We start from the raw sequence: 19,462 nt of genomic DNA, 5'->3' as shown, positions 1-19,462 counted from the left end.
TCCGGTGGCAATTGTAGGTGATGTCGGTTGCTGCCGGGCGATGATTCTGCCGTGTCGTTGAATGCGGCTCGGACAGCTTGTCGGGACGAGGAACGTTATGGTGCTCAAGATCTTAAAAACCGTCTGGCCGGTGATGCTTACCTATGTTGCGATAGGTGCGCCGTGCGGAATGATTATGGCGCAGGCGGGGATGGAACCATGGATGGTTTTTGCCCTGAGCAGCACGTTTGTGACGGGCTGCGGACAGTTTATGGTCTGCAACCTGTGGCTGGCGGGCGTGCCTGCGGCATCGATCGTCGCTAGCGTCGCCGCAATCTCCTCGCGCTTTGCACTTTACTCGGCATCGATCGCACCGCATCTGGCGGGCGCCTCGAAGCGTCAGACGCTGGCCGTTGCCGCGACGCTCACCGAGGAGGCATATGGCATCTCGCTTGCCAAGTTGATTGAGGGGCAGGATTGGGGTCCGCGCGAGTCCTTTGCGCTCAACGTGATCCTCATCGCAACATGGGGCGTTTCGTGCACAACGGGCGCCGTTGTCGGTGCCGTTGTCGATGTCCCCACCGCTCTTGCAGGTTTTGTCTGCACATCGCTCTTTATCTGCCTGCTCTTTTCGCAGCGACTGTCGCGTGGCAATGCCGTAGCTGCCGTTTTGGCTGCGGCATCCGTCGCCGTATGCAAGTTCTTGGGGTGGACGAATGTCGCCGTGCCGGTAAGCGTACTCGTCGGCGTTGCCGCGGCGCTCGTGTGCGATGCCCTCGCCGAAGGAAGGGGTGCTCGCGATGCCCGTTAACGAGTTTTTGGTCCTGTGGCTTTCGTCGTGGGCGGCCATCGCGTTTTTCCGCATTGCCCCGGCGTTTGCTTTGCGTGGGAGAACGCTTTCACCCCGCGTTACCGAGGCCTTGGGCTATATTCCGCCCGCTGCCTTTGCGGCGCTAGTCGCTAACGACCTGATAAGCCCCGGCGCTTTCGATGCCGGCTTGTGGCAGGGCTTGATTCCCTGGATCGCATCTGCCGGCGTCGTGGCGGTGGCAATCAAGACAAAGTCGATGCTGTGGTGCTGCGTCTCGGGCATCGTGCTCTATATCGTTTTGAGCCTCGTATAAGAGCAGGGCGCGTTTACCGTCTCGACTTTGCGAATCGAATTTCTCACCGAGCCGGTCTGCTTCTTCTGGTACCATGGTCAAACTTTACTGTAGCAAAGTATGACGTGGGCTTTTGTATCCCGTCAACGGAAATGGGGGTTTCATGGCACAGGAAGCGACCGCCAACGAGCAAAAGAAATTCAAAGTACCGCGAATCCCGGGCGACATCATGATCTACCCGATGATCGTCGGTCTTTTGCTCAATACCTTCTGCCCGCAGGTCTTCGAGATCGGTGGCTTCTTTACCGCCGCCTGTCGCGGCGGTTCCAATACCATCGTCGCCGCGATCCTGCTCTTCGTGGGTGCCGGCATCAGCTTTAAGTCCACGCCGGGCGCTATCAAGACCGGCGTCGTCGTACTGATCCCTAAGCTTGTGGTGGCAGCCGCGCTGGGCCTGGGCGTTGCGTATTTCTTTAACGACAACTTTTTGGGCCTGAGCTCGGTCTCCATTATCGGCGGCATCACCTTCTGCAACATGGCGCTCTATACGGGCATCATGGGCGAGTTTGGCGATGAGTCCGAGCAGGGCGCCGTGGGCATCCTGTTCTTTACGGCCGGCCCCGCCGTCACCATGATCATCCTGGGCGTTTCTGGTCTTGCTAACATCCCGCTGGGCACCATCGTCGGCTCCATCCTGCCGCTTGTCATCGGTATGGTTTTGGGCAACCTCTTCCCGTTCATAAAGAACCTGCTGGTTCCCGGCACCAATCCCGCGATTGCCGTCATCGGATTTCAGCTTGGTGCATCCATGAGCCTGTCGAGCTTTGTCACTGGTGGCATTTCCGGCATCTTGCTGGGCCTTGTTACGTTGTTTGTCGTCGGTCCCATCACCTTTGCGTTCGAGCGCCTGTGCGGTGGTAACGGCAAGGCCGCCGTGGCTTGCTCCACCATCGCCGGCACGGCTATGACCACGCCGGTTGCTCTTGCCGAGGTGGCGCCGCGCTATGCAGAGCTTGCTCCCACCGCGTACGCCCAGATCGCCACCGCCGTTATCATCACGGCGATCATGGCTCCGATTCTTACTGGCTGGGTCGATAAGAAGTTCTGCCAGGGCAAGGAGGACCTGTCGTCCGCCGGTGTCGAGGCCATCGAGGAAGCCGTCGCGACCGACATCTATGGCGAGTAGCAATCATCATTCATCAATGATGCCGGCGCGCAATTCGCGCCGCTCGAGCGTCCGAACGGAAGCTGTCTTGCAGTAATGTTCGGACGCTCTGCTATGACTCCCTTTACCCCTACGGAATAGGGGGTGTTTATTTCCCAGGCACGATTCGGGAGATTCTGGCCACTTGGATATTGAAGGGATGGCGTCTAGTGGTTAAGGCACTCAAGATTGAGATATTCCTGCTCTGCATGATTGTTCTTATCGGGCTTGCCGCGCGAAGCCGTCGCTCTTTATTCTCGAGTACCCAGCAGCTATTGTTTAGCATGCTCGGCTATACCTCTGCCGCGTAAATATTATTCGATATGATCTGGACGCTCTCGGATGGTGTGGACGGCACGCTGGGCATTGCCGCCAACTGGATTTCCAACGCGGTTTCGTTTTCACTCTTTGCCATCGCGTGCCTCATTTGGTTTATCTATTCCGAGACAGTGCAGGGCTCTCGCCTTTTGACCGCGCGCTATAAGGTGGCGCTCGTAACGTTGCCTACGGTGCTGGTGGTCGTGCTGGCGTTTACGAGCTGCTGGACGCACGCCCTGTTCTATATCGATGCGCAGGGCGTGTATCATCGCTGCTTTGCCTATATGATCCAGCCCATCGTCAGCTACTGCTACGTTATTCATACGTCCCTGCACGCGTTTGTGCAATCGCGCAGGGTCGAGAGTCTACAAAAGAAGGCCATCTATCGAACCTTGGCATTTTTCGCCATTCCGGTCCTGGTGGGCGGCACCTTTCAGGTCGTGTTTTCGGTGCCCGGGCTTTGTGTCGGCATAATGATTAGCATGCTGCTGCTCTACATCGTCTGCCAGGAGCAGCTGATCTCGACCGATCCGTTGACTGGCCTCAACAATCGAAACCGATTTGAGACCTATATGCTGTCGCTCTTCTCGAATGCGGATCATACGGGCGATGTGTATCTGCTCATGATGGACGCTGATGGCTTTAAGCAGATTAATGATCGCTACGGACATGTGGAGGGTGACCGCGCTCTTCAGCTCATCTCCACCGCGCCCAAAGATGTCTGCTCGGCGTCTGGTGGCTTTATCGCACGTTATGGCGGCGATGAGTTCGTAGTGCTCCAAAAGGCGATAGCAGAGCAGGACATCATGCGCCTGTGCGAGGCAATCAACGACGAGCTCGCGCGTACCGAGGTGCCGTATCTGTTGCGGATGTCTATCGGCTACGCACGGATGGGTGATGGTGTCGATACCTGGTAAGATTTGCTTCGCGCTGCCGATGCGGAGCTCTACCGCGTAAAGCACGAGAAGAAAAAAGCCGGCGTCCAGATACGCTAGAAAAAAGCGACCACGCGAATGTCCGCTGCAGGTGCGGCATATGCAAGGGCCTGGCTTGTTAGGCCTGTTTAGGTTTGTTGACAATGATGATGCCGCCGCAGACCAGGAACAGGGCCACAATGACGGTAACGGGGCTTGTGCCAGCACCCTCGCCGAGCAGCAGCGCGCTTAGCGCTACGCCAAAGACCGGGTTCATAAAGCCAAAGACCGAAACGCGGCTGACGGGGTTGACGGCGAGCAGGCGAGACCACAGCGAGTATGCGACGGCGGAAATGAGTGCCATATATATGATGAGCGCGATGGCGGGGACGATTTTGGTGGGGGATAGCGCGCCGCCCATCAAAAGCCCGATGGCGGTAAGGACCAGACCGCCGACTAAAAACTGCCAGCCGGCGAGTAAAACGCCGTCATGCTCGCGCGAGAAAATGCCAATGAGGCAGGTCGACAGGGCGCCCGCAACGGTGGAAGCCAGGATAAAGCCCTCGCCGTCGAGCGCAAAGCCAAAGGTGCCATCCGCGCCCGAAAGGTTGACGAGCGCTACACCGGCAAAGCCCAACACGCAGCCAAGCACCTTGGCTGTATCGAGCTTCTCGGTGTGAAACGCCAGAGCGGCAAAGAGGATTGCGAGGAAGTTGGCGCTGGCCTCAATGATGGAGCTCGACATGGCGCTGGCGCGCGAGAGTCCCAGGTAGAAAAAGAAGTACTGCCCGATCGTCTGGAAAAGCGACAAGACAAAGATGGGCTTGATGTCGCGAGCCTGCGGGATGAGTGGGCGGCGCTTCGCCGCGCTCATCCCAACGATGACCAGGGCGCCGGCAAGCGTGAAGCGCAAGCCTGCAAAGAGCAGCTGCGAGGCACTATCGTGCGCGGGAATGCCAAAGAGCTCGTAACCGATCTTGATGCAGGGGAAAGCCGATCCCCAGAGCGCACAGCAGATAAGGCAGCCCAGAATGAGTCCGGGCAGGGTGGCGAGATGCGGCTTGCGGCTTTCCATGATGTCCTTCCTGTATGCGCGAAGCAAAAAAGAACCCGCCACCGGAGGTGCCGGCGGCGGGTGTTGTTACCCGAAGGGATTGTACCCGATGGGAACGTCTTTAGGCGAAGTAGGCTACGCCGCTCTCAAAGATCGGCATGAACTTATCGCCGGGGACATGCTCGGGAACGTTGCGGTACAGGTTGTCGCCGCGACGCTCGGCATGGCCCATCTTGCCCAGGACGCGGCCGTCGGGGCTCGTGATGCCCTCGATAGCGAGTGCGGAGCCGTTGGGGTTGACGGAAAGATCCATGCTGGGCTTGCCGTCCTCGCCCACGTATTGCGTGGCGACCTGGCCGTTGGCGATTAGCTGGGCGAGCACCTCGTCATTGGCGACAAAGCGGCCCTCGCCGTGGCTGATGGCGACGGTGTAGGGGTCGTCCAGGCTGCATTGCGACAACCATGGGGACAGGTTGGACGAGATGCGGGTGCGCACCAGACGGCTCTGGTGGCGACCGATGGTGTTGAACGTCAGCGTGGGCGCGTCGGGCGTGGCGTCGACGATGTCACCGTAGGGCACCAGGCCGAGCTTGACCAGGGCCTGGAAGCCGTTGCAGATGCCCAGCATCAGGCCGTCGCGGGCCTTGAGCAGGTCGCGAACTGCCTCGGTGACCTCGGGAGCGCGGAAGAACGCCGTGATGAACTTGGCGGAGCCGTCGGGCTCGTCACCGCCCGAGAAGCCGCCGGGGATCATGACGATCTGGCTTTGGCGGATGCGACGGGCAAGCTCGTGGGTGCTTTCGGCAACGGCCTCGGGCGTGAGGTTGTTGATCACGAAGGTGTCGGCCTCGGCACCGGCGGCGCGGAAGGCACGGGCGCTGTCGTACTCGCAGTTGTTGCCGGGGAAGACGGGGATAATCACGCGCGGGCGGGCGATCTTGGCGCCGCCGTACACATGGATGTCCTTGGCGCGATAGTCAATGGTCTCGGCCTCGGGCTGCTCGCTGGTGCTGCGGTAGGCAAAGACGCCCTCGATGCCGCTCTCCCAGGCTTCCTGGAGCTCGGAGAGCTCGATGACCTCGGAGCCGGTGTCGATGACATAGCCCTCGACGGTGGTGCCCAGGGGCTCGACGACAACGCCGTCGGCGACTTCGGGCAGCTCGGCATCCTCTGCGAGCTCGACGATAAAGCTGCCGTAGAGCGGGGTGAAGAGGCTCTCCACGTCCACGTCCTCGGCAAGCTCGATGCCGATCTGGTTGCCGACGCACATCTTAAAGAGGCTCTCGGCGCCGCAGCCGTAGCCGGGCGTGGAGATGGCCAGGGCGTCGCCGGTGGCGGTGAGCGCCTCGACGGCGTCAAACGCGGCGAGCAGCTGCTGGGCATCGGGGCGGTAGTCTTCGCCATAGGTGGCGGGGGCGATGCGGACGACGCGGTGCGTCAGGCCCTTGAACTCGGGCGATGTGGCGCGGGCGGCGCGACCCACGGCCACGGCGAAGCTGATGAGGGTCGGCGGAACGTTGAGCTCGCCGGCCTCGTCCTCAAACGAGCCGCTCATGGAGTCCTTGCCGCCGATGGCGCCGGCACCCAGATCGACCTGGGCCATAAGAGCACCCAGAACGGCTGCCATGGGCTTGCCCCAGCGCTCGGCTTCGGTGCGCAGGCGCTCGAAGTACTCCTGGAAGGAGAGGTAGGCGCGCTTGTGCTCAAAACCGGCGGCGACGAGCTTGGCGATGGACTCGACTACGGACAGGTAGGCACCTGCAAACTGGTCGGCCTCCATCAGGTAGGGGTTGAAGCCCCATGCCATGGCGCTCGCCGTGGTGGTCTCGCCGTCCACGGGGAACTTGGCGACCATGGCAGAGCTCGGGGTGAGCTGCGTCTTGCCGCCAAAGGGCATGAGCACGGTGGCGGCGCCGATGGTGGAGTCGAAGCGCTCGGAAAGGCCCTTGTTGGAGGCGACGTTAAGATCGGTGACGAGCGAGGTCATACGCTCGGCAAGCGTGGTGCCGGCCCAGCTGGGCTGCCACACGCTGCGGGCGCAGACGTGGGCGGCCTGGTGCTTGGGCGCACCGTTGGAGTTGAGGAACTCGCGGGACAGGTCGACGATGGCGACGCCGTTCCAGGCCATGCGCATGCGCGGCTCGGCGGTAACCTCGGCGATAACGGTCGCTTCCAGGTTCTCCTCGGCGGCGTAGCCCATGAACTCCTCGACGTCACCGTCGGCGACGGCGCAAGCCATGCGCTCCTGGGACTCGGAAATGGCGAGCTCGGTGCCGTCCAGGCCGTCGTACTTCTTGGTCACGGTATCGAGGTCGACATACAGGCCGTCGGCAAGCTCGCCCACGGCGACCGAGACGCCGCCGGCGCCAAAGTCGTTGCAGCGCTTGATCAAGCGACAAGCGTCGCCGCGTCGGAACAGGCGCTGCAGCTTGCGCTCGACCGGGGCGTTGCCCTTCTGGACCTCGGCACCCGAAGTCTCGATGGACTCGGTGTTCTGGGTCTTGGAGGAGCCGGTGGCGCCGCCGATGCCGTCACGGCCGGTGCGGCCGCCCAGCAGGATGATCTTGTCGGTGGGGGCGGGGCACTCGCGACGCACGTGGTTTGCCGGGGTAGCGCCCACGACGGCACCGACCTCCATGCGCTTGGCCACGTAGCCGGGGTGATAGAGTTCGTTGACCTGACCGGTGGCAAGGCCGATCTGGTTGCCGTAGCTGGAGTAGCCGGCGGCGGCGGTGGTCACGAGCTTGCGCTGCGGGAGCTTGCCCTCGAGCGTCTCGGAAACCGGGACGGTGGGGTCGCCGGCGCCGGTGACGCGCATGGCCTGGTACACATAGCTGCGGCCCGAGAGCGGGTCACGGATGGCGCCGCCCACGCAGGTGGCGGCACCGCCGAAGGGCTCGATCTCGGTCGGGTGGTTGTGGGTCTCGTTCTTAAAGAGGAACAGCCAGTCCTGGTCCTCACCATCAACATCGACCTTTACCTTGACGGTGCAGGCGTTGATCTCCTCGGACTCGTCGACATCGGTCATGACGCAGGTCTTCTTGAGATACTTGGCGCCGATGGTGCCCATATCCATGAGGCAGACGGGCTTGGCGTCGCGACCGAGCTCGTGGCGCATCTCCATGTAGCGGTCGAAGGCCTGCTGCACCACGGCGTCGTCGATCGTCACGTCATCCAGGACGGTACCGAAGGTGGTGTGGCGGCAGTGGTCGGACCAATAGGTGTCGATCACGCGGATCTCGGTGATTGTGGGGTCGCGATCTTCATCGCGGAAGTACTGCTGGCAGAAGGCGATGTCCGCCTCGTCCATGGCAAGACCGCGCTCGGAGATAAAGGCGGCAAGACCGGCTTCGTCGAGCTCGCGGAAGCCGTCAAGCACCTCGACGGGCGCAGGCTCGGGGGTCTCCATGTGCAGCGTCTCGGGTAGGTCGAGTGAGGCAATGCGGGCCTCGACGGGGTTCACCACGTAGTGCTTAATGGCATCGATGGCGGCCTCGTCCAGGGCGCCCGAGATCATATAGACCTTGGCGGAGCGCACGGCGGGGCGCTCGCCCTGGCTGATGAGCTGCACGCACTCGCTGGCGGAGTCGGCGCGCTGGTCAAACTGGCCAGGCAGGAATTCGACGGCAAAGACGGCGCCATCGCTTGCGGGGAGCTCGTCGTAGGTCACATCGACCTGGGGCTCGCTAAAGACGGTCGGCACGCAGGAGCGGAACAGCTCCTCATCGATGCCCTCGACGTCGTAGCGGTTGATGATCCTCAGAGCCTCGATGCCCTTGATGCCGAGAATCTCGGTCAGCTCGCCCTTGAGCTGCTGAGCCTCGACGTCGAACCCGGGTTTCTTCTCCACGTAGATACGAGAGACCATTGGTTCCTGCCTTCCTGATCGGTTGGGCGTACGGTGCGGTATGCGGCAGCGGTCGGTTTGCGGGGCAAGCCTCGCGATCGCCTTGAGCCGCATACTTTTAAACCTCACTATGATACGACAGCTCGTGGCGCGTTGAGGACGGCGAGGGTGCTACAGTGGAGCGCAAACAAGAGAAAGGCATCACATGGCATTTGTTTCGCTCGCCATCATCGCACTCGTGGCCTTTGCAAGTCCCTTCATCGCCTCGGCGATTCCCGGAAAACCCGTTCCCGAGACGGTCTTTTTGCTCGTGTTTGGCGCGGTGCTGGGACCTCATATGCTCGGCATTATCCATGTGGATGCCGAGGTCTCGCTCGTGTCCGAGCTCGGCCTGGCCTTTTTGTTCCTGCTTGCCGGTTTTGAGATCGATCCCAAGAACATCACGGGCATCGAGGGGCGTTACGGCATGGCGACGTGGGTCGTTACGTTTGGTATCGCCTGGCTTGCCGTGCGCTTTACCCCGTGGTTTTCGGTCAGTCATTTTGATGGCATCGCCGTGACGCTAGCGTTGACCTCGACGGCGCTTGGGGCGCTCATGCCCATCTTGCGCGAGCGGTCGCTTTCTGGGACGCGCGTCGGCGATTCGATTCTTGCCTATGGTACGTGGGGCGAGCTCGGACCCGTGCTCGCCATGTCGGTGCTGCTGTCTGCCCGTACGGGTGTCGAGACGCTGTTGATCTTGGGGCTGTTCGCCGTGGTGTGCGTGCTGCTTGCCGTGGTCCCCAGCCGCTCCAAGCGTATTGGCAGCCGCTTCTTTGCCTTTATTCAGGAGCGCGCCGATACGACTTCTCAGACGTTCGTGCGCCTCACAGTGCTCATCCTGGTCACGCTCGTGGCGTTTTCCGCTATTTTTAGCCTCGATATCGTACTGGGCGCTTTTGCCGCGGGCTTCGTCCTGCGCTACATCATCCCCGAGGGCAACCATACGCTCGAGCTTAAACTCGATGGCCTTGCCTATGGCTTTTTGATCCCGGTGTTCTTTACCGTTTCGGGCGCCAAGATCGACCTGACGGCTGTAGCATCGCGCCCTGGCCTGCTCGTGGGCTTTATCGTGGCGTTGCTGGTTATCCGTGCCGTGCCCATCGTTGTCTCCATGGGCATCTGCCCTAAGACGCGCGATGTTTCTGCCTACGGTCGCATCACCGTGGCGCTCTACTGCACCACGGCACTGCCGATCATCGTCGCCGTGACGAGCGTCGCCGTCAATGCCGGCGCATTATCGCAAGGCGTCGCTTCGGTTATGGTGGCAGCCGGCGCCATCACGGTGTTCCTGATGCCACTGCTCGCGCAGCTCTTCTACCGCGTGGTCGATGCGGCGCCGGTCGCCGCCGTGGCGGAGGTTGCCGAGCATCCCGCCGATGCGCTCAATATCCTGCGTGCCCATCACGACCTGGCAAGTCTTCTCGCCCGCGAGCACGAGCTATTGACGTCGCATGGACATGGTCGCGTATTCGAAGGCTTGCCTACACTCGACACGATTGCCGAGCGCCTTTCTGATCGGGCGGCGAGCGAACGCATCGATGCGCGCATTGTGGATGCGGCGCATCTGCTTGCCGATAAGACCTATGGCGACGAGATAGATCCGTCCGAGCTCACCCCGCGTGAGCGTCGCCGCCTAGAGCGCGCCAAGCTCGCCGTGCACGAGTACCGCCGTCGCATGCTGGAGCTTTATGCGCACGAAGAAGCCGACGAGGACGACGGCAAGTAGCCGACGCTGATGCGGGGGCGGCATTCCCGTTTGAGGACGGACGCGAAACGGGACACAGTTTCCCTTCAAACAGAAGAAGACGCGCTGTCTGCGGTTGATGTGGACAGCGCGCCTTCTTTGGTTGAGCTATGTTGAGGCCAGGGGCCAAAGCTCGTGGTCCCTTAGGAGCGGGCGGCTCCATCGACGGGGAGCACGGCGCCTGTGACGTAGGCGGACATGTCGCTCGCCAGGAAGACGAAGGCGTTGGCGACATCCTCGGGCTCGCCCATGCGGCCCAGCGGAATGGTGGTGATGATAGGCTTGATGACCTCTTCGGGCAGGTTGGCGACCATATCGGTCTTGGTCACGCCGGGTGCGACGGCATTGACGCGAATGCCCATGGGGGCGAGCTCGCGCGAGAGCGACTGGACCATGCCGTTGACGGCAAACTTGGACGTGGGATAGCCAACGCCGGAGGGCTGACCGTACTTAGCGACCATCGAGCTCGTGGTGGTGATGGTGCCGCCGTGGCCGGCCTCGGTCATGATCTTGGCGGCAGCCTGGTGGCCGTTAAAGACGGCGACGACGTTGAGGTCCATGACCTTGGCAAACTCCTCGGCCGTGTAGTCCAAAAGGGGCGAGCGCTGGGAGATGCCGGCATTGTTGACGACCGTGTCCAAGCCGCCCATATCGGCGGCAGCCTGGGTAAAGGCCTCAGTTACGGCCTCGAGCGAGGTGAGGTCGCAGGAGCGGCCCCAAACCTTGGCCTCGGGATAGGCGGCTGCCAGTTTCTCAACGGCTGCGTCGGCAGTCTCCTGGCGCGAGCCAAAGACCGTGACGGCGGCGCCTTCCTCGATAAAACGGCAGGCGATGGCATAGCCGATTCCGCGCGTGCCTCCGGTGATGATTGCTTTCTTGCCCTTGAGCAGCATATCGCTTCCTCTCTTATGTGCATGGATACTTGCAGCACAGCATAGTGGCGGCAAAAAACAGCTGACGCCGCATATCGGTAAACGGTATCCACGGTTGTTGATGAACGGTCAAGTTGCTCAAACGTTAGTCGACCACTTCGTGCAAAAGATGTAACTAAAAGGGGCTCCCATCCAATCGGATGGGAGCCCCTCATGCGTTATTTGATTTGCCGAGAATCGGGCTAGTTGGCCATGACGCCTTCGGTCCAGGCCTCGACGTCCTCGATGCGCAGGACGTTGGCGATTTCGGCCACGCAGTCGACGCTGGCAAGCTCGGCGGCGGCAGCCTGGACGTCCTTCTCGAGCGCGCGGTGCGTCAGGAAGATGACCGAGCAGGTATCGCTGACGCCCGACTTGCCGTCCTCGACCTGGTTGATGAGCGAGATCGAGATGTTGTGCTTGGCAAAGATGTCGACCGTCTCGGACAGGGCGCCCACGCGGTCGGCGACCTTCAGACGCACATAGTACTTGGTCTGGAGCTCGTCCATGGGCTTAAAAGCGAGGTTGTGACCATAGGGCTCAATCTCGGGCAGCGGAGCAACGCCGCGGCTGATTTGCTCGGAGAGCGACAGGATATCGCCCACGACGGCGCTCGCGGTGGGGAAGGAGCCTGCGCCGGCACCGTAGAACATGGTCTCGCCCACGGCGTCGCCTACCACGTAGACAGCGTTCATGGCACCGTTGACCTTGGCGAGCATGTGGTCGGCGGGGATCAGCGTGGGATGCACGCGGACGTCGACGCCGGCGTCGGTGTTGCGGGCGATGCCGAGCAGTTTAATGGTGTAGCCGAGCTCGCGGGCCTGGGCGATGTCCTCGGCGCCGATGGTACGGATGCCCTGCTGGTAGACGTCGTCGGTGGTCACACGGGTGCCAAAGCCGATGGAGGCGAGGATGGCCGTCTTGCTGGCGGCATCGAAGCCGTCGACGTCGGCGGACGGGTCGGCCTCGGCGTAGCCCTTGGCCTGCGCGTCGGCGAGCACGTCGGCGTAATCGGCGCCCTCGGCGTCCATGCGCGACAGGATGTAGTTGGTGGTGCCGTTGAGGATGCCGGCGATGGTCAGGATCTTGTTGCCCACCAGGTCGTGCTCGAGCGTGCTGACGATGGGGATGCCGCCGCCGCAGCTGGCCTCGCACTTGATCTGCACGCCGCACTCACGCGCCTTCTCGGCGAGCGTCTCGACGTGACGGCCGAGCAGGGCCTTGTTAGCGGAGACGACGTGCTTGCCGTTCTCAAAGGCCGTGGTGAAGATCTCGGTTGCGGGATGCTCGCCGCCAATTAGCTCGACGACGATGTCGACGGTGGGGTCGGTGACGACATCATGCCAGTCGCTCGTAAAGGCCTCGCGCTCAATACCGGCGGCTTCGGCCTGCTCCCAGGCAAGCGCGCAGGCGCGGGTCAGCTTAAGGTCGATGCCGTAGGCGGCCAGGTACTCATCGTGGTGGCTCTTGATCAGACGGGCCACGCCGCCGCCGACGGTTCCCAGGCCGATCAGGCCGACGTTCACGGTGCGCAGGGGTTCGCTCATAGATAGCTCCTTCGTGCATCTGTATGGATGATTGACCAGTTAAGGTTGAGTGCATTCTAGCGTGAACCAAGGGCGCGTGCTTGCCAGGCAACAGGAGCCGCATAAAACGCTACCCCCGAAACGCTGCGGAAATATTGGAAACACGCTCGCTACAAACGAACTCCCGTAACAAATTGTCAACGTTTGGGCCATAAGGTTTGCCCTGTACCGCAAGACGGCCGCACCGCGGCCAGCGAAAAGGGGGACACCATGTTCAACATCAACAGCACGCTCAGCCGTAGGAACTTCCTCGCCGGCGCCGCCGCGCTCGGCAGCACCGTCGCACTTGCCGGCTGCTCCTCGGGTGGCTCGGACGATGGGTCTGCCGATGACGGCAAGTCTTTCAAGATCGGCGTCATCGGTCCTCTGACCGGTGCCGCGGCCACCTATGGCGTCTCGGTCGAGAAGGGCGCCAAGCTCGCCGTAAAGGATTTCTCGACCAAGGACCTCAAGCTCTCGCTTAAGTCCGAGGACGACGTCGCCGACGGCGAGAAAGCCATCAACGCCTTCAATACCCTGTGCGACTGGGGCATGCAGGCGCTCGTCGGCCCCGTCACCACCGGTGCCGCCGTTGCCGTCTCGGGTGAGATTGCCGACGACATGCTCATGGTCACGCCTTCCGCCTCGTCGCTCGATGTCACCAAGGACAAGACCACGGTCTTCCAGGTCTGCTTCACCGACCCCACCATGGGCACGAGTGCCGCGAAGTTTTTGGCCGAGAAGTACGCAGACGCCAAGATCGCCCTGTTCTACAACTCCGGCGATACGTACAGCTCGGGCGTTGCCGACGCCTTTGCCGAGCAGGCCAAGGAGTCCAAGCTCGATATCGTCGACACCGAGACCTTTAAGGACGACTCTTCCACGAGCTTTACCAATCAACTGACCAAGGCCAAGGAGGCCGGCGCCACGCTCATCTTTGCGCCGATCTACTACACGCCGGCGTCCGTCCTGCTCAAGAACGCCAAGGACATGGGCTACGACATGACGCTCATGGGCACCGACGGCATGGACGGTCTGCTCTCTGTGGAGGGCTTCGATACCTCGCTTGCCGAGGGCGTGCTGCTCATGACGCCCTTCTCCGCCGACGACGAGAAGAACGCCGACTTTGTCAAGGCATATAAGGAGGAGTACGACGAGACCCCCAACCAGTTTGCCGCCGACGCCTACGACTGCGTCCACGCGATCGCCGAGGCCATCGACAAGGCTGGCATCGATACGACGGCCGACGGTGCCGACATTGCCGCCGAACTTGCCCGCGCCATGCGTAAGATCAAGATCGATGGCCTGACCGGCGAGCTCACCTGGAACGACGAGGGCCAGGTCGAAAAGCCCGCTACGGCCTATGTGATTCAGGACGGCAAGTACATCGCCGCCTAAGAGCGTATAAAACGCAACCGGTGAGGCTCTTTTATTCAGGGCGAGGATGCTTGTAACAGAATGGAAACATTACTTTTACACAATAAAGTGGCAGATATGCATAAAGCGGCAAAAATACGCAGAAATATGGATAAAAATCTGAGGTATAAGAAAAGTTGAAATAATCGCCACTTTTCCTAACTAAAGCGTCTACTATTTTGCGAACGCCGAACACGGCGAAGGATGGCCTGTCGGGTAACCGAAACCCGACGAGATTTGAGAGGAGAGCCGCATGTCGAGCCTCACCGGTAAGTCATTGAACCCTGTTATGAATCGCAGGAGCGTTATCGCGAGCGCAGCAGGTCTGGGGGCGATGTCTATTCTAGCTGGCTGCTCCTCCAACGGCGGCGATAGCGGTTCCGCTTCGAGCGACGCCTCGTTTAAGATCGGCACCATCGGCCCGCTGACCGGTGCTGCCGCGTCCTACGGCAAGTCCGTTACCCAGGGCGTCGAGCTTGGCTGCAAGGATTTCTCGACCAAGGAGCTGCCACTTGTCAGCAAGGCCGAGGACGACCAGGCCGACGGCGAGAAGGCCGTCAACGCCTTCAATACCCTGCTCGACTGGGGCATGCAGGCCCTCGTCGGCCCGACCACCACGGGTGCGTCGGTTGCCGTTGCCGCCGAGTGCGGTAACGACCCCAAGACGTTCATGATCACCCCGTCCGCGTCCTCCGAGGACGTTACCGACGGCAAGGATTGCGTCTTCCAGGTTTGCTTCACCGACCCCAACCAGGGCGTCAACGCTGCCAAGTTCCTGGCCCAGAAGTATGCGGACGAGAAGTTCGTTCTGTTCTATAACTCCGGCGACGCCTATTCTTCGGGTATCGCGGATTCCTTTAAGGCTCAGGCCGCTGAGTCCAAGCTCGAGATCGTTGACGAGGAGACCTTTAAGGACGACTCCGCAACGAGCTTTACCAACCAGCTGACCAAGGCCAAGCAGGCCGGCGCCACCATGATCTTCGCGCCGATCTACTACACGCCGGCGTCCGTCCTGCTCAAGAACGCCAAGGACATGGGCTACGACGTCAAGATGATGGGCTGCGACGGCATGGACGGCATCCTGGGCGTGGAGGGCTTCGACACCTCCCTTGCCGAGGGCCTGCTGCTCATGACCCCGTTCTCCGCCGACGACGAGAAGAACGCCGACTTCGTTAACGCCTACAAGGATAAGTACGGCGATACCCCCGACCAGTTTGCCGCCGACGCCTACGACGGCGTGCACGCTGTGGTCGAGGCTCTTAAGGAGGCCGGCTTGGGCGTCGACGCCGACCCCACCGAGGTCGCCGAGAAGCTGCCCGAGGCTATGCTCAAGATCACCGTTGACGGTCTGACCGGCAAGCTTTCCTGGAATGACAAGGGCCAGGTCCAGAAGGACCCCACGGCGTACGTCATCACCGACGGCAAGTACGTACAGGCCTAATAGACCGCCTTACATAGAGCGGTTTTGATCCCAAGCAGGGGAGGTTTTGGCCTTCCCTGCTTGCTTGGTATCTAGGGACGATGTAACGTCCCTGTTTCATACATCAACTGGAAACCTATTCGAAAGGGGGATGTGGAACATGACGGTCTTTATCCAATACCTGGTCAACGGCCTGTCCATGGGCAGCGTCTACGCCATCATCGCGTTGGGCTACACCATGGTCTACGGTATCGCCAAGATGCTGAACTTCGCTCACGGCGACGTCATCATGGTCGGTGCCTATGCCTCGTTCTGCGCCACGTCGTATCTCGGCCTCCCGGGCTGGGCTTCTGTAATTCTCTCTTGTGCGGTCTGCACGGTTCTCGGTGTTCTCATCGAGGGCCTGGCCTATAAGCCGCTGCGCCAGGCAGGCCCGCTGGCCGTTCTGATCACGGCTATCGGCGTGTCCTATTTCTTGCAGAATGCCGCCCAGCTTCTGTGGGGCGCCACGCCCAAGAACTTTACTTCGCTCGTCACCTTCCCGGTGCCGGAGTTCTTGGCCAAGTATAACGTGAGCGCTGTCTCGCTCGTCACCATCGTCGCTTGCCTGATTATCATGGCCGGCCTGGTGTTCTTTACGGGCAAGACCAAGATGGGCAAGGCCATGCGCGCCGTGTCCGAGGACAAGGCCGCCGCTCAGCTCATGGGCATCAATGTCAACCGCACCATCTCGATGACGTTTGCCATCGGCTCTGCCCTTGCCGCCATCGCCGGCGTGCTGCTGTGCTCCTACTCGCCGGTGCTGCAGCCCACGACGGGCGCCATGCCTGGCATCAAAGCCTTCGACGCCGCCGTCTTCGGTGGCATCGGCTCCATCCCCGGCGCCTTTGTCGGCGGCATTCTTATCGGCATCATCGAGGCAATGGCACAGGCCTACATTTCCACGAGCCTTGCCAACTCCATCGTCTTTGGCGTTCTGATCATCGTCCTGCTCGTCAAGCCTGCCGGCCTCTTGGGCAAGTACGTCCCCGAGAAGGTGTAGGTGAGCGTTATGAAGTTCCTTAAAGACAAGCAGACGCGTCACGACTTTGTCACGTACGCCATGTGCATCGTGGCATTCGCCATCGTGTTCTTTATGCAGTCCAACCATATGATCCCGCGCATGATCGCCGGTCAGCTGGTTCCCATCACGGCCTATATCGTCATGGCCATCTCGCTTAACCTCGTCGTCGGCATCGCGGGCGATCTTTCGCTGGGCCATGCGGGCTTTATGAGTGTCGGCGCCTATACGGGTATCGTCACCGCCGTTGCCCTCGAGAGCGCCGTTCCCTCCGATCCGGTGCGTCTTATCATCAGCATCGTGGTCGGCGCTGTCGCTGCTGCCATTATGGGCTTCCTGATCGGTATCCCGGTTCTTCGCCTGAGCGGCGACTACCTGGCCATCGTGACCCTGGCCTTCGGCGAAATCATCAAAGAGATCGTCACCTGCCTTATCGTGGGCGTCGATTCCCGCGGCCTTCACGTGATCTTTAACATCACGGGCAACTCCACGATCGACGACCTTCATCTGCTCGAGGACGGCACCGCCATCATCAAGGGCGCCCAGGGCGCGTCGGGCGTGTCGACCTACTCGACCTTCCTTGCCGGTGCCATCCTGGTCATGATCGCGCTCGTGATCGTGCTCAATCTGGTCCGTAGCCGTACCGGCCGTGCCATCATTGCCGTGCGCGACAACAAGATCGCTGCCGAGTCCGTAGGCATCTCCGTCACCCAGTACCGCATGATCGCCTTCGTGGTTTCTGCCGCCCTCGCCGGTGCTGCAGGCGCCCTGTTCGGCGGTAACTTCTCGCAGCTCTCCGCCACCAAGTTTGACTTCAACACGTCCATCCTCATTCTGGTGTTCGTGGTCTTGGGCGGCCTGGGCAACATGCGCGGTTCTGTCATCGCGGCGGCGCTGCTCACGGTGCTTCCCGAACTGCTCCGTCAGTTCTCGGACTATCGCATGCTCATCTATGCCATCGTTTTGATCCTGGTCATGGTCTTTACCAACAACCCGCAGCTCAAGGCGTTCTTCGGTCGCGTTAAGGACCGCCTTGCTCCCAAGAAGGAGGTGGCAGCCGATGCCCAGTAAGTTTGAGTTCAACAAGGGCAAGATGGTCCCGTATCCTTCTGGCGCCATCGTTCCCGACCGCGACCTGGGCCAGCGCCCGGCGCTCGAGTGCATCCACTTGGGCATTGAGTTTGGCGGCCTTAAGGCGGTCGACGACTTTAGCCTGACCATTGGCAAGACCGAGATCGCCGGTCTGATCGGCCCCAACGGCGCCGGTAAGACCACGGTCTTCAACCTGCTCACCAAGGTGTACCAGCCCACGCACGGCACCATCCTGCTCGACGGCGAGGATACCTCGGGTAAGTCCGTCTACCAGGTCAACCGCATGGGCATCGCCCGTACCTTCCAGAACATCCGCCTGTTCAACACCATGACGGTGGAGGACAACGTTAAGGTCGGCCTGCACAACCAGGAGCGCTACTCCGGTTTTGAGGGCGTGCTGCGCCTGCCGACGTATTGGAAGCATGAGAAGGCCGCCCATGAGCGCGCTATGGAGCTGCTGTCCATTTTTGATATGGAGCACCTTGCAAACGAGCAGGCCGGCTCGCTGCCTTATGGCGCCCAGCGTCGTCTGGAGATCGTCCGCGCGCTTGCTACCAACCCTAAGCTGCTGCTGCTCGACGAGCCTGCCGCCGGCATGAACCCGTCCGAGACCGCGGAGCTCATGGCGAATATCGTCAAGATCCGTGACACCTTCGGCATCGCCATCATGCTCATCGAGCACGATATGTCGCTCGTCATGAACATCTGCGAGGGCATCTGCGTGCTCAACTTTGGTAAGGTCATCGCCAAGGGCACGGCCGAGGAAATCCAGAACAACGACGCCGTTATCGAGGCGTATCTGGGCAAGCAGGATAAGGGGGAGAACTAAATGGCAGAGCCGATGCTTTCCGTCTACAACATCAACGTCTGGTACGGCGCCATCCACGCCATCAAGGACATCTCCTTTAACGTCAACGAGGGCGAGATCGTGGCCCTGATCGGCGCCAACGGCGCCGGCAAGTCCACGACGCTTAAGACCGTCTCGGGCCTGCTGCGCTCCAAGACCGGTTCCATCAAGTTTATGGGCGAGGACATTACCCACGCGCCCGCCGACAAGCTGGTGAGCAAGGGCCTGGCCCAGGTGCCCGAAGGCCGTCGCGCCTTTTTGCAGATGACGGTTGAGGAAAACCTGGAGATGGGCGCCTATACGCAGCCCAAGTCCACGGTGGCTCCGGGTCTTGAGCGCGTCTACGAGCAGTTCCCGCGCCTTAAGGAGCGCCGCCGCCAGGTTGCCGGCACCCTTTCGGGCGGCGAGCAGCAGATGCTCGTTATGGGCCGCGCCCTTATGAGCAACCCCAAGCTGCTCATGCTCGACGAGCCCTCCATGGGCCTGGCACCGATTCTGATCGAGCAGATCTTCCAGATTGTCGAGGACCTGCACAAGGCCGGCACCACGGTGCTCCTGGTCGAGCAGAACGCGCAGATGGCGCTTTCCATCGCCACGCGCGGCTACGTGCTCGAGACCGGCAAGATCACCATGACCGGCACCGGCCAAGAGCTCCTGCACGACGATAACGTCCGCAAGGCCTATCTCGGTGGCTAGGAGGTTCCGCCGTTCTACCGAACGGCGGACCGGCCGACGCTGCGCGGGCCGCATTTGGACAATCTGACGTTCAACTTCAGGGGCGCGACCAAAAGGTCAGCGCCCTTTCGTTTCACGTCACCTTGTCTCAAATGCGGCCCGCTCGCTGACATTGCCAAAACATCGGCGTTGCCGTTGTCGCTGGCACATGGGGGTGACACTTGGGGACGTTCCTTTTAATATGAGCAGGACATTGTCAAGAGGCAAAATC

15 protein-coding genes are annotated in these 19,462 nt (G+C 61.2%); 11 read left to right on the top strand and 4 right to left on the bottom strand.

The window, feature by feature from the left end:
• Positions 1-97 precede the first annotated feature (97 nt).
• The 4 genes from DW029_RS07715 (at position 98) to DW029_RS07700 (ending at position 3,521) form a co-directional block, all read left to right on the top strand.
• Positions 98-790 carry an AzlC family ABC transporter permease gene (locus tag DW029_RS07715; RefSeq protein WP_158550197.1) on the top strand — a complete coding sequence of 231 codons (693 nt, stop codon included), beginning with the start codon at positions 98-100 and terminating at the stop codon, positions 788-790.
• Entirely contained in the window at positions 780-1,103 is a 324-nt protein-coding gene (locus DW029_RS07710; RefSeq protein WP_117734514.1) for an AzlD domain-containing protein, read from the top strand. The genes DW029_RS07715 and DW029_RS07710 overlap by 11 nt, the downstream gene beginning before the upstream one ends.
• 142 nt (positions 1,104-1,245) lie before the next feature.
• Positions 1,246-2,268 (top strand): 2-keto-3-deoxygluconate permease, encoded by a 1,023-nt coding sequence (locus tag DW029_RS07705; RefSeq protein ID WP_118345703.1) that lies wholly within the window; start codon positions 1,246-1,248, stop codon positions 2,266-2,268.
• 341 nt (positions 2,269-2,609) lie between these two features.
• Positions 2,610-3,521 carry a GGDEF domain-containing protein gene (locus tag DW029_RS07700; protein WP_117794335.1) on the top strand — a complete coding sequence of 304 codons (912 nt, stop codon included), beginning with the start codon at positions 2,610-2,612 and terminating at the stop codon, positions 3,519-3,521.
• A 136-nt stretch (positions 3,522-3,657) separates the two neighbouring features.
• Here the strand turns inward: DW029_RS07700 and DW029_RS07695 are convergent, their stop codons facing one another.
• Both DW029_RS07695 and DW029_RS07690 read right to left on the bottom strand, forming a co-directional pair.
• The gene (locus DW029_RS07695; protein ID WP_117734511.1) at positions 3,658-4,593 is read right to left on the bottom strand and encodes a DMT family transporter; all 936 of its coding nucleotides are present in this window, start codon (positions 4,591-4,593) and stop codon (positions 3,658-3,660) included.
• A gap of 100 nt (positions 4,594-4,693) precedes the next feature.
• The gene (locus DW029_RS07690; RefSeq protein ID WP_118345702.1) at positions 4,694-8,440 is read right to left on the bottom strand and encodes a phosphoribosylformylglycinamidine synthase; all 3,747 of its coding nucleotides are present in this window, start codon (positions 8,438-8,440) and stop codon (positions 4,694-4,696) included.
• A 184-nt stretch (positions 8,441-8,624) separates the two neighbouring features.
• On the opposite strand from DW029_RS07690, the gene DW029_RS07685 reads away from it, so the two are divergent.
• Positions 8,625-10,187 carry a cation:proton antiporter gene (locus DW029_RS07685; protein ID WP_117734509.1) on the top strand — a complete coding sequence of 521 codons (1,563 nt, stop codon included), beginning with the start codon at positions 8,625-8,627 and terminating at the stop codon, positions 10,185-10,187.
• Between the two features lie 161 nt (positions 10,188-10,348).
• Here DW029_RS07685 and DW029_RS07680 read toward each other — a convergent pair whose 3' ends face one another.
• Together DW029_RS07680 and DW029_RS07675 are read right to left on the bottom strand one after the other, a co-directional pair.
• Positions 10,349-11,098 (bottom strand): SDR family NAD(P)-dependent oxidoreductase, encoded by a 750-nt coding sequence (locus DW029_RS07680; protein WP_117734508.1) that lies wholly within the window; start codon positions 11,096-11,098, stop codon positions 10,349-10,351.
• 221 nt (positions 11,099-11,319) lie between these two features.
• Positions 11,320-12,663 carry a homoserine dehydrogenase gene (locus DW029_RS07675; protein WP_117763725.1) on the bottom strand — a complete coding sequence of 448 codons (1,344 nt, stop codon included), beginning with the start codon at positions 12,661-12,663 and terminating at the stop codon, positions 11,320-11,322.
• 249 nt (positions 12,664-12,912) lie between these two features.
• On the opposite strand from DW029_RS07675, the gene DW029_RS07670 reads away from it, so the two are divergent.
• The 6 genes from DW029_RS07670 to DW029_RS07645 all read left to right on the top strand — a co-directional run bounded on the left by DW029_RS07670 (position 12,913) and on the right by DW029_RS07645 (position 19,212).
• The gene (locus DW029_RS07670) at positions 12,913-14,079 is read left to right on the top strand and encodes an ABC transporter substrate-binding protein (protein WP_117807946.1); all 1,167 of its coding nucleotides are present in this window, start codon (positions 12,913-12,915) and stop codon (positions 14,077-14,079) included.
• 271 nt (positions 14,080-14,350) lie between these two features.
• Positions 14,351-15,538 carry an ABC transporter substrate-binding protein gene (locus DW029_RS07665; protein ID WP_117734505.1) on the top strand — a complete coding sequence of 396 codons (1,188 nt, stop codon included), beginning with the start codon at positions 14,351-14,353 and terminating at the stop codon, positions 15,536-15,538.
• Between the two features lie 139 nt (positions 15,539-15,677).
• Positions 15,678-16,559 (top strand): branched-chain amino acid ABC transporter permease, encoded by an 882-nt coding sequence (locus DW029_RS07660; RefSeq protein ID WP_118345701.1) that lies wholly within the window; start codon positions 15,678-15,680, stop codon positions 16,557-16,559.
• 9 nt (positions 16,560-16,568) lie between these two features.
• Positions 16,569-17,648 (top strand): branched-chain amino acid ABC transporter permease, encoded by a 1,080-nt coding sequence (locus DW029_RS07655; protein WP_117807943.1) that lies wholly within the window; start codon positions 16,569-16,571, stop codon positions 17,646-17,648.
• Positions 17,638-18,498 carry an ABC transporter ATP-binding protein gene (locus DW029_RS07650; RefSeq protein ID WP_006234439.1) on the top strand — a complete coding sequence of 287 codons (861 nt, stop codon included), beginning with the start codon at positions 17,638-17,640 and terminating at the stop codon, positions 18,496-18,498. Before DW029_RS07655 ends, DW029_RS07650 begins: the two co-directional genes overlap by 11 nt.
• Before the next feature lie 12 nt (positions 18,499-18,510).
• Positions 18,511-19,212, top strand: coding sequence for an ABC transporter ATP-binding protein (locus DW029_RS07645; RefSeq protein ID WP_117807975.1), 702 nt, complete (start codon positions 18,511-18,513; stop codon positions 19,210-19,212).
• Positions 19,213-19,462: the final 250 nt, after the last annotated feature.

The organism is Collinsella sp. AF38-3AC, assembly GCF_003474365.1.
In the GTDB taxonomy this organism is placed as follows: Bacteria; Actinomycetota; Coriobacteriia; order Coriobacteriales; family Coriobacteriaceae; genus Collinsella.
Note: the sequence above shows the minus strand (reverse complement) of the source record. Positions and strands in the feature narration are given on the sequence as shown.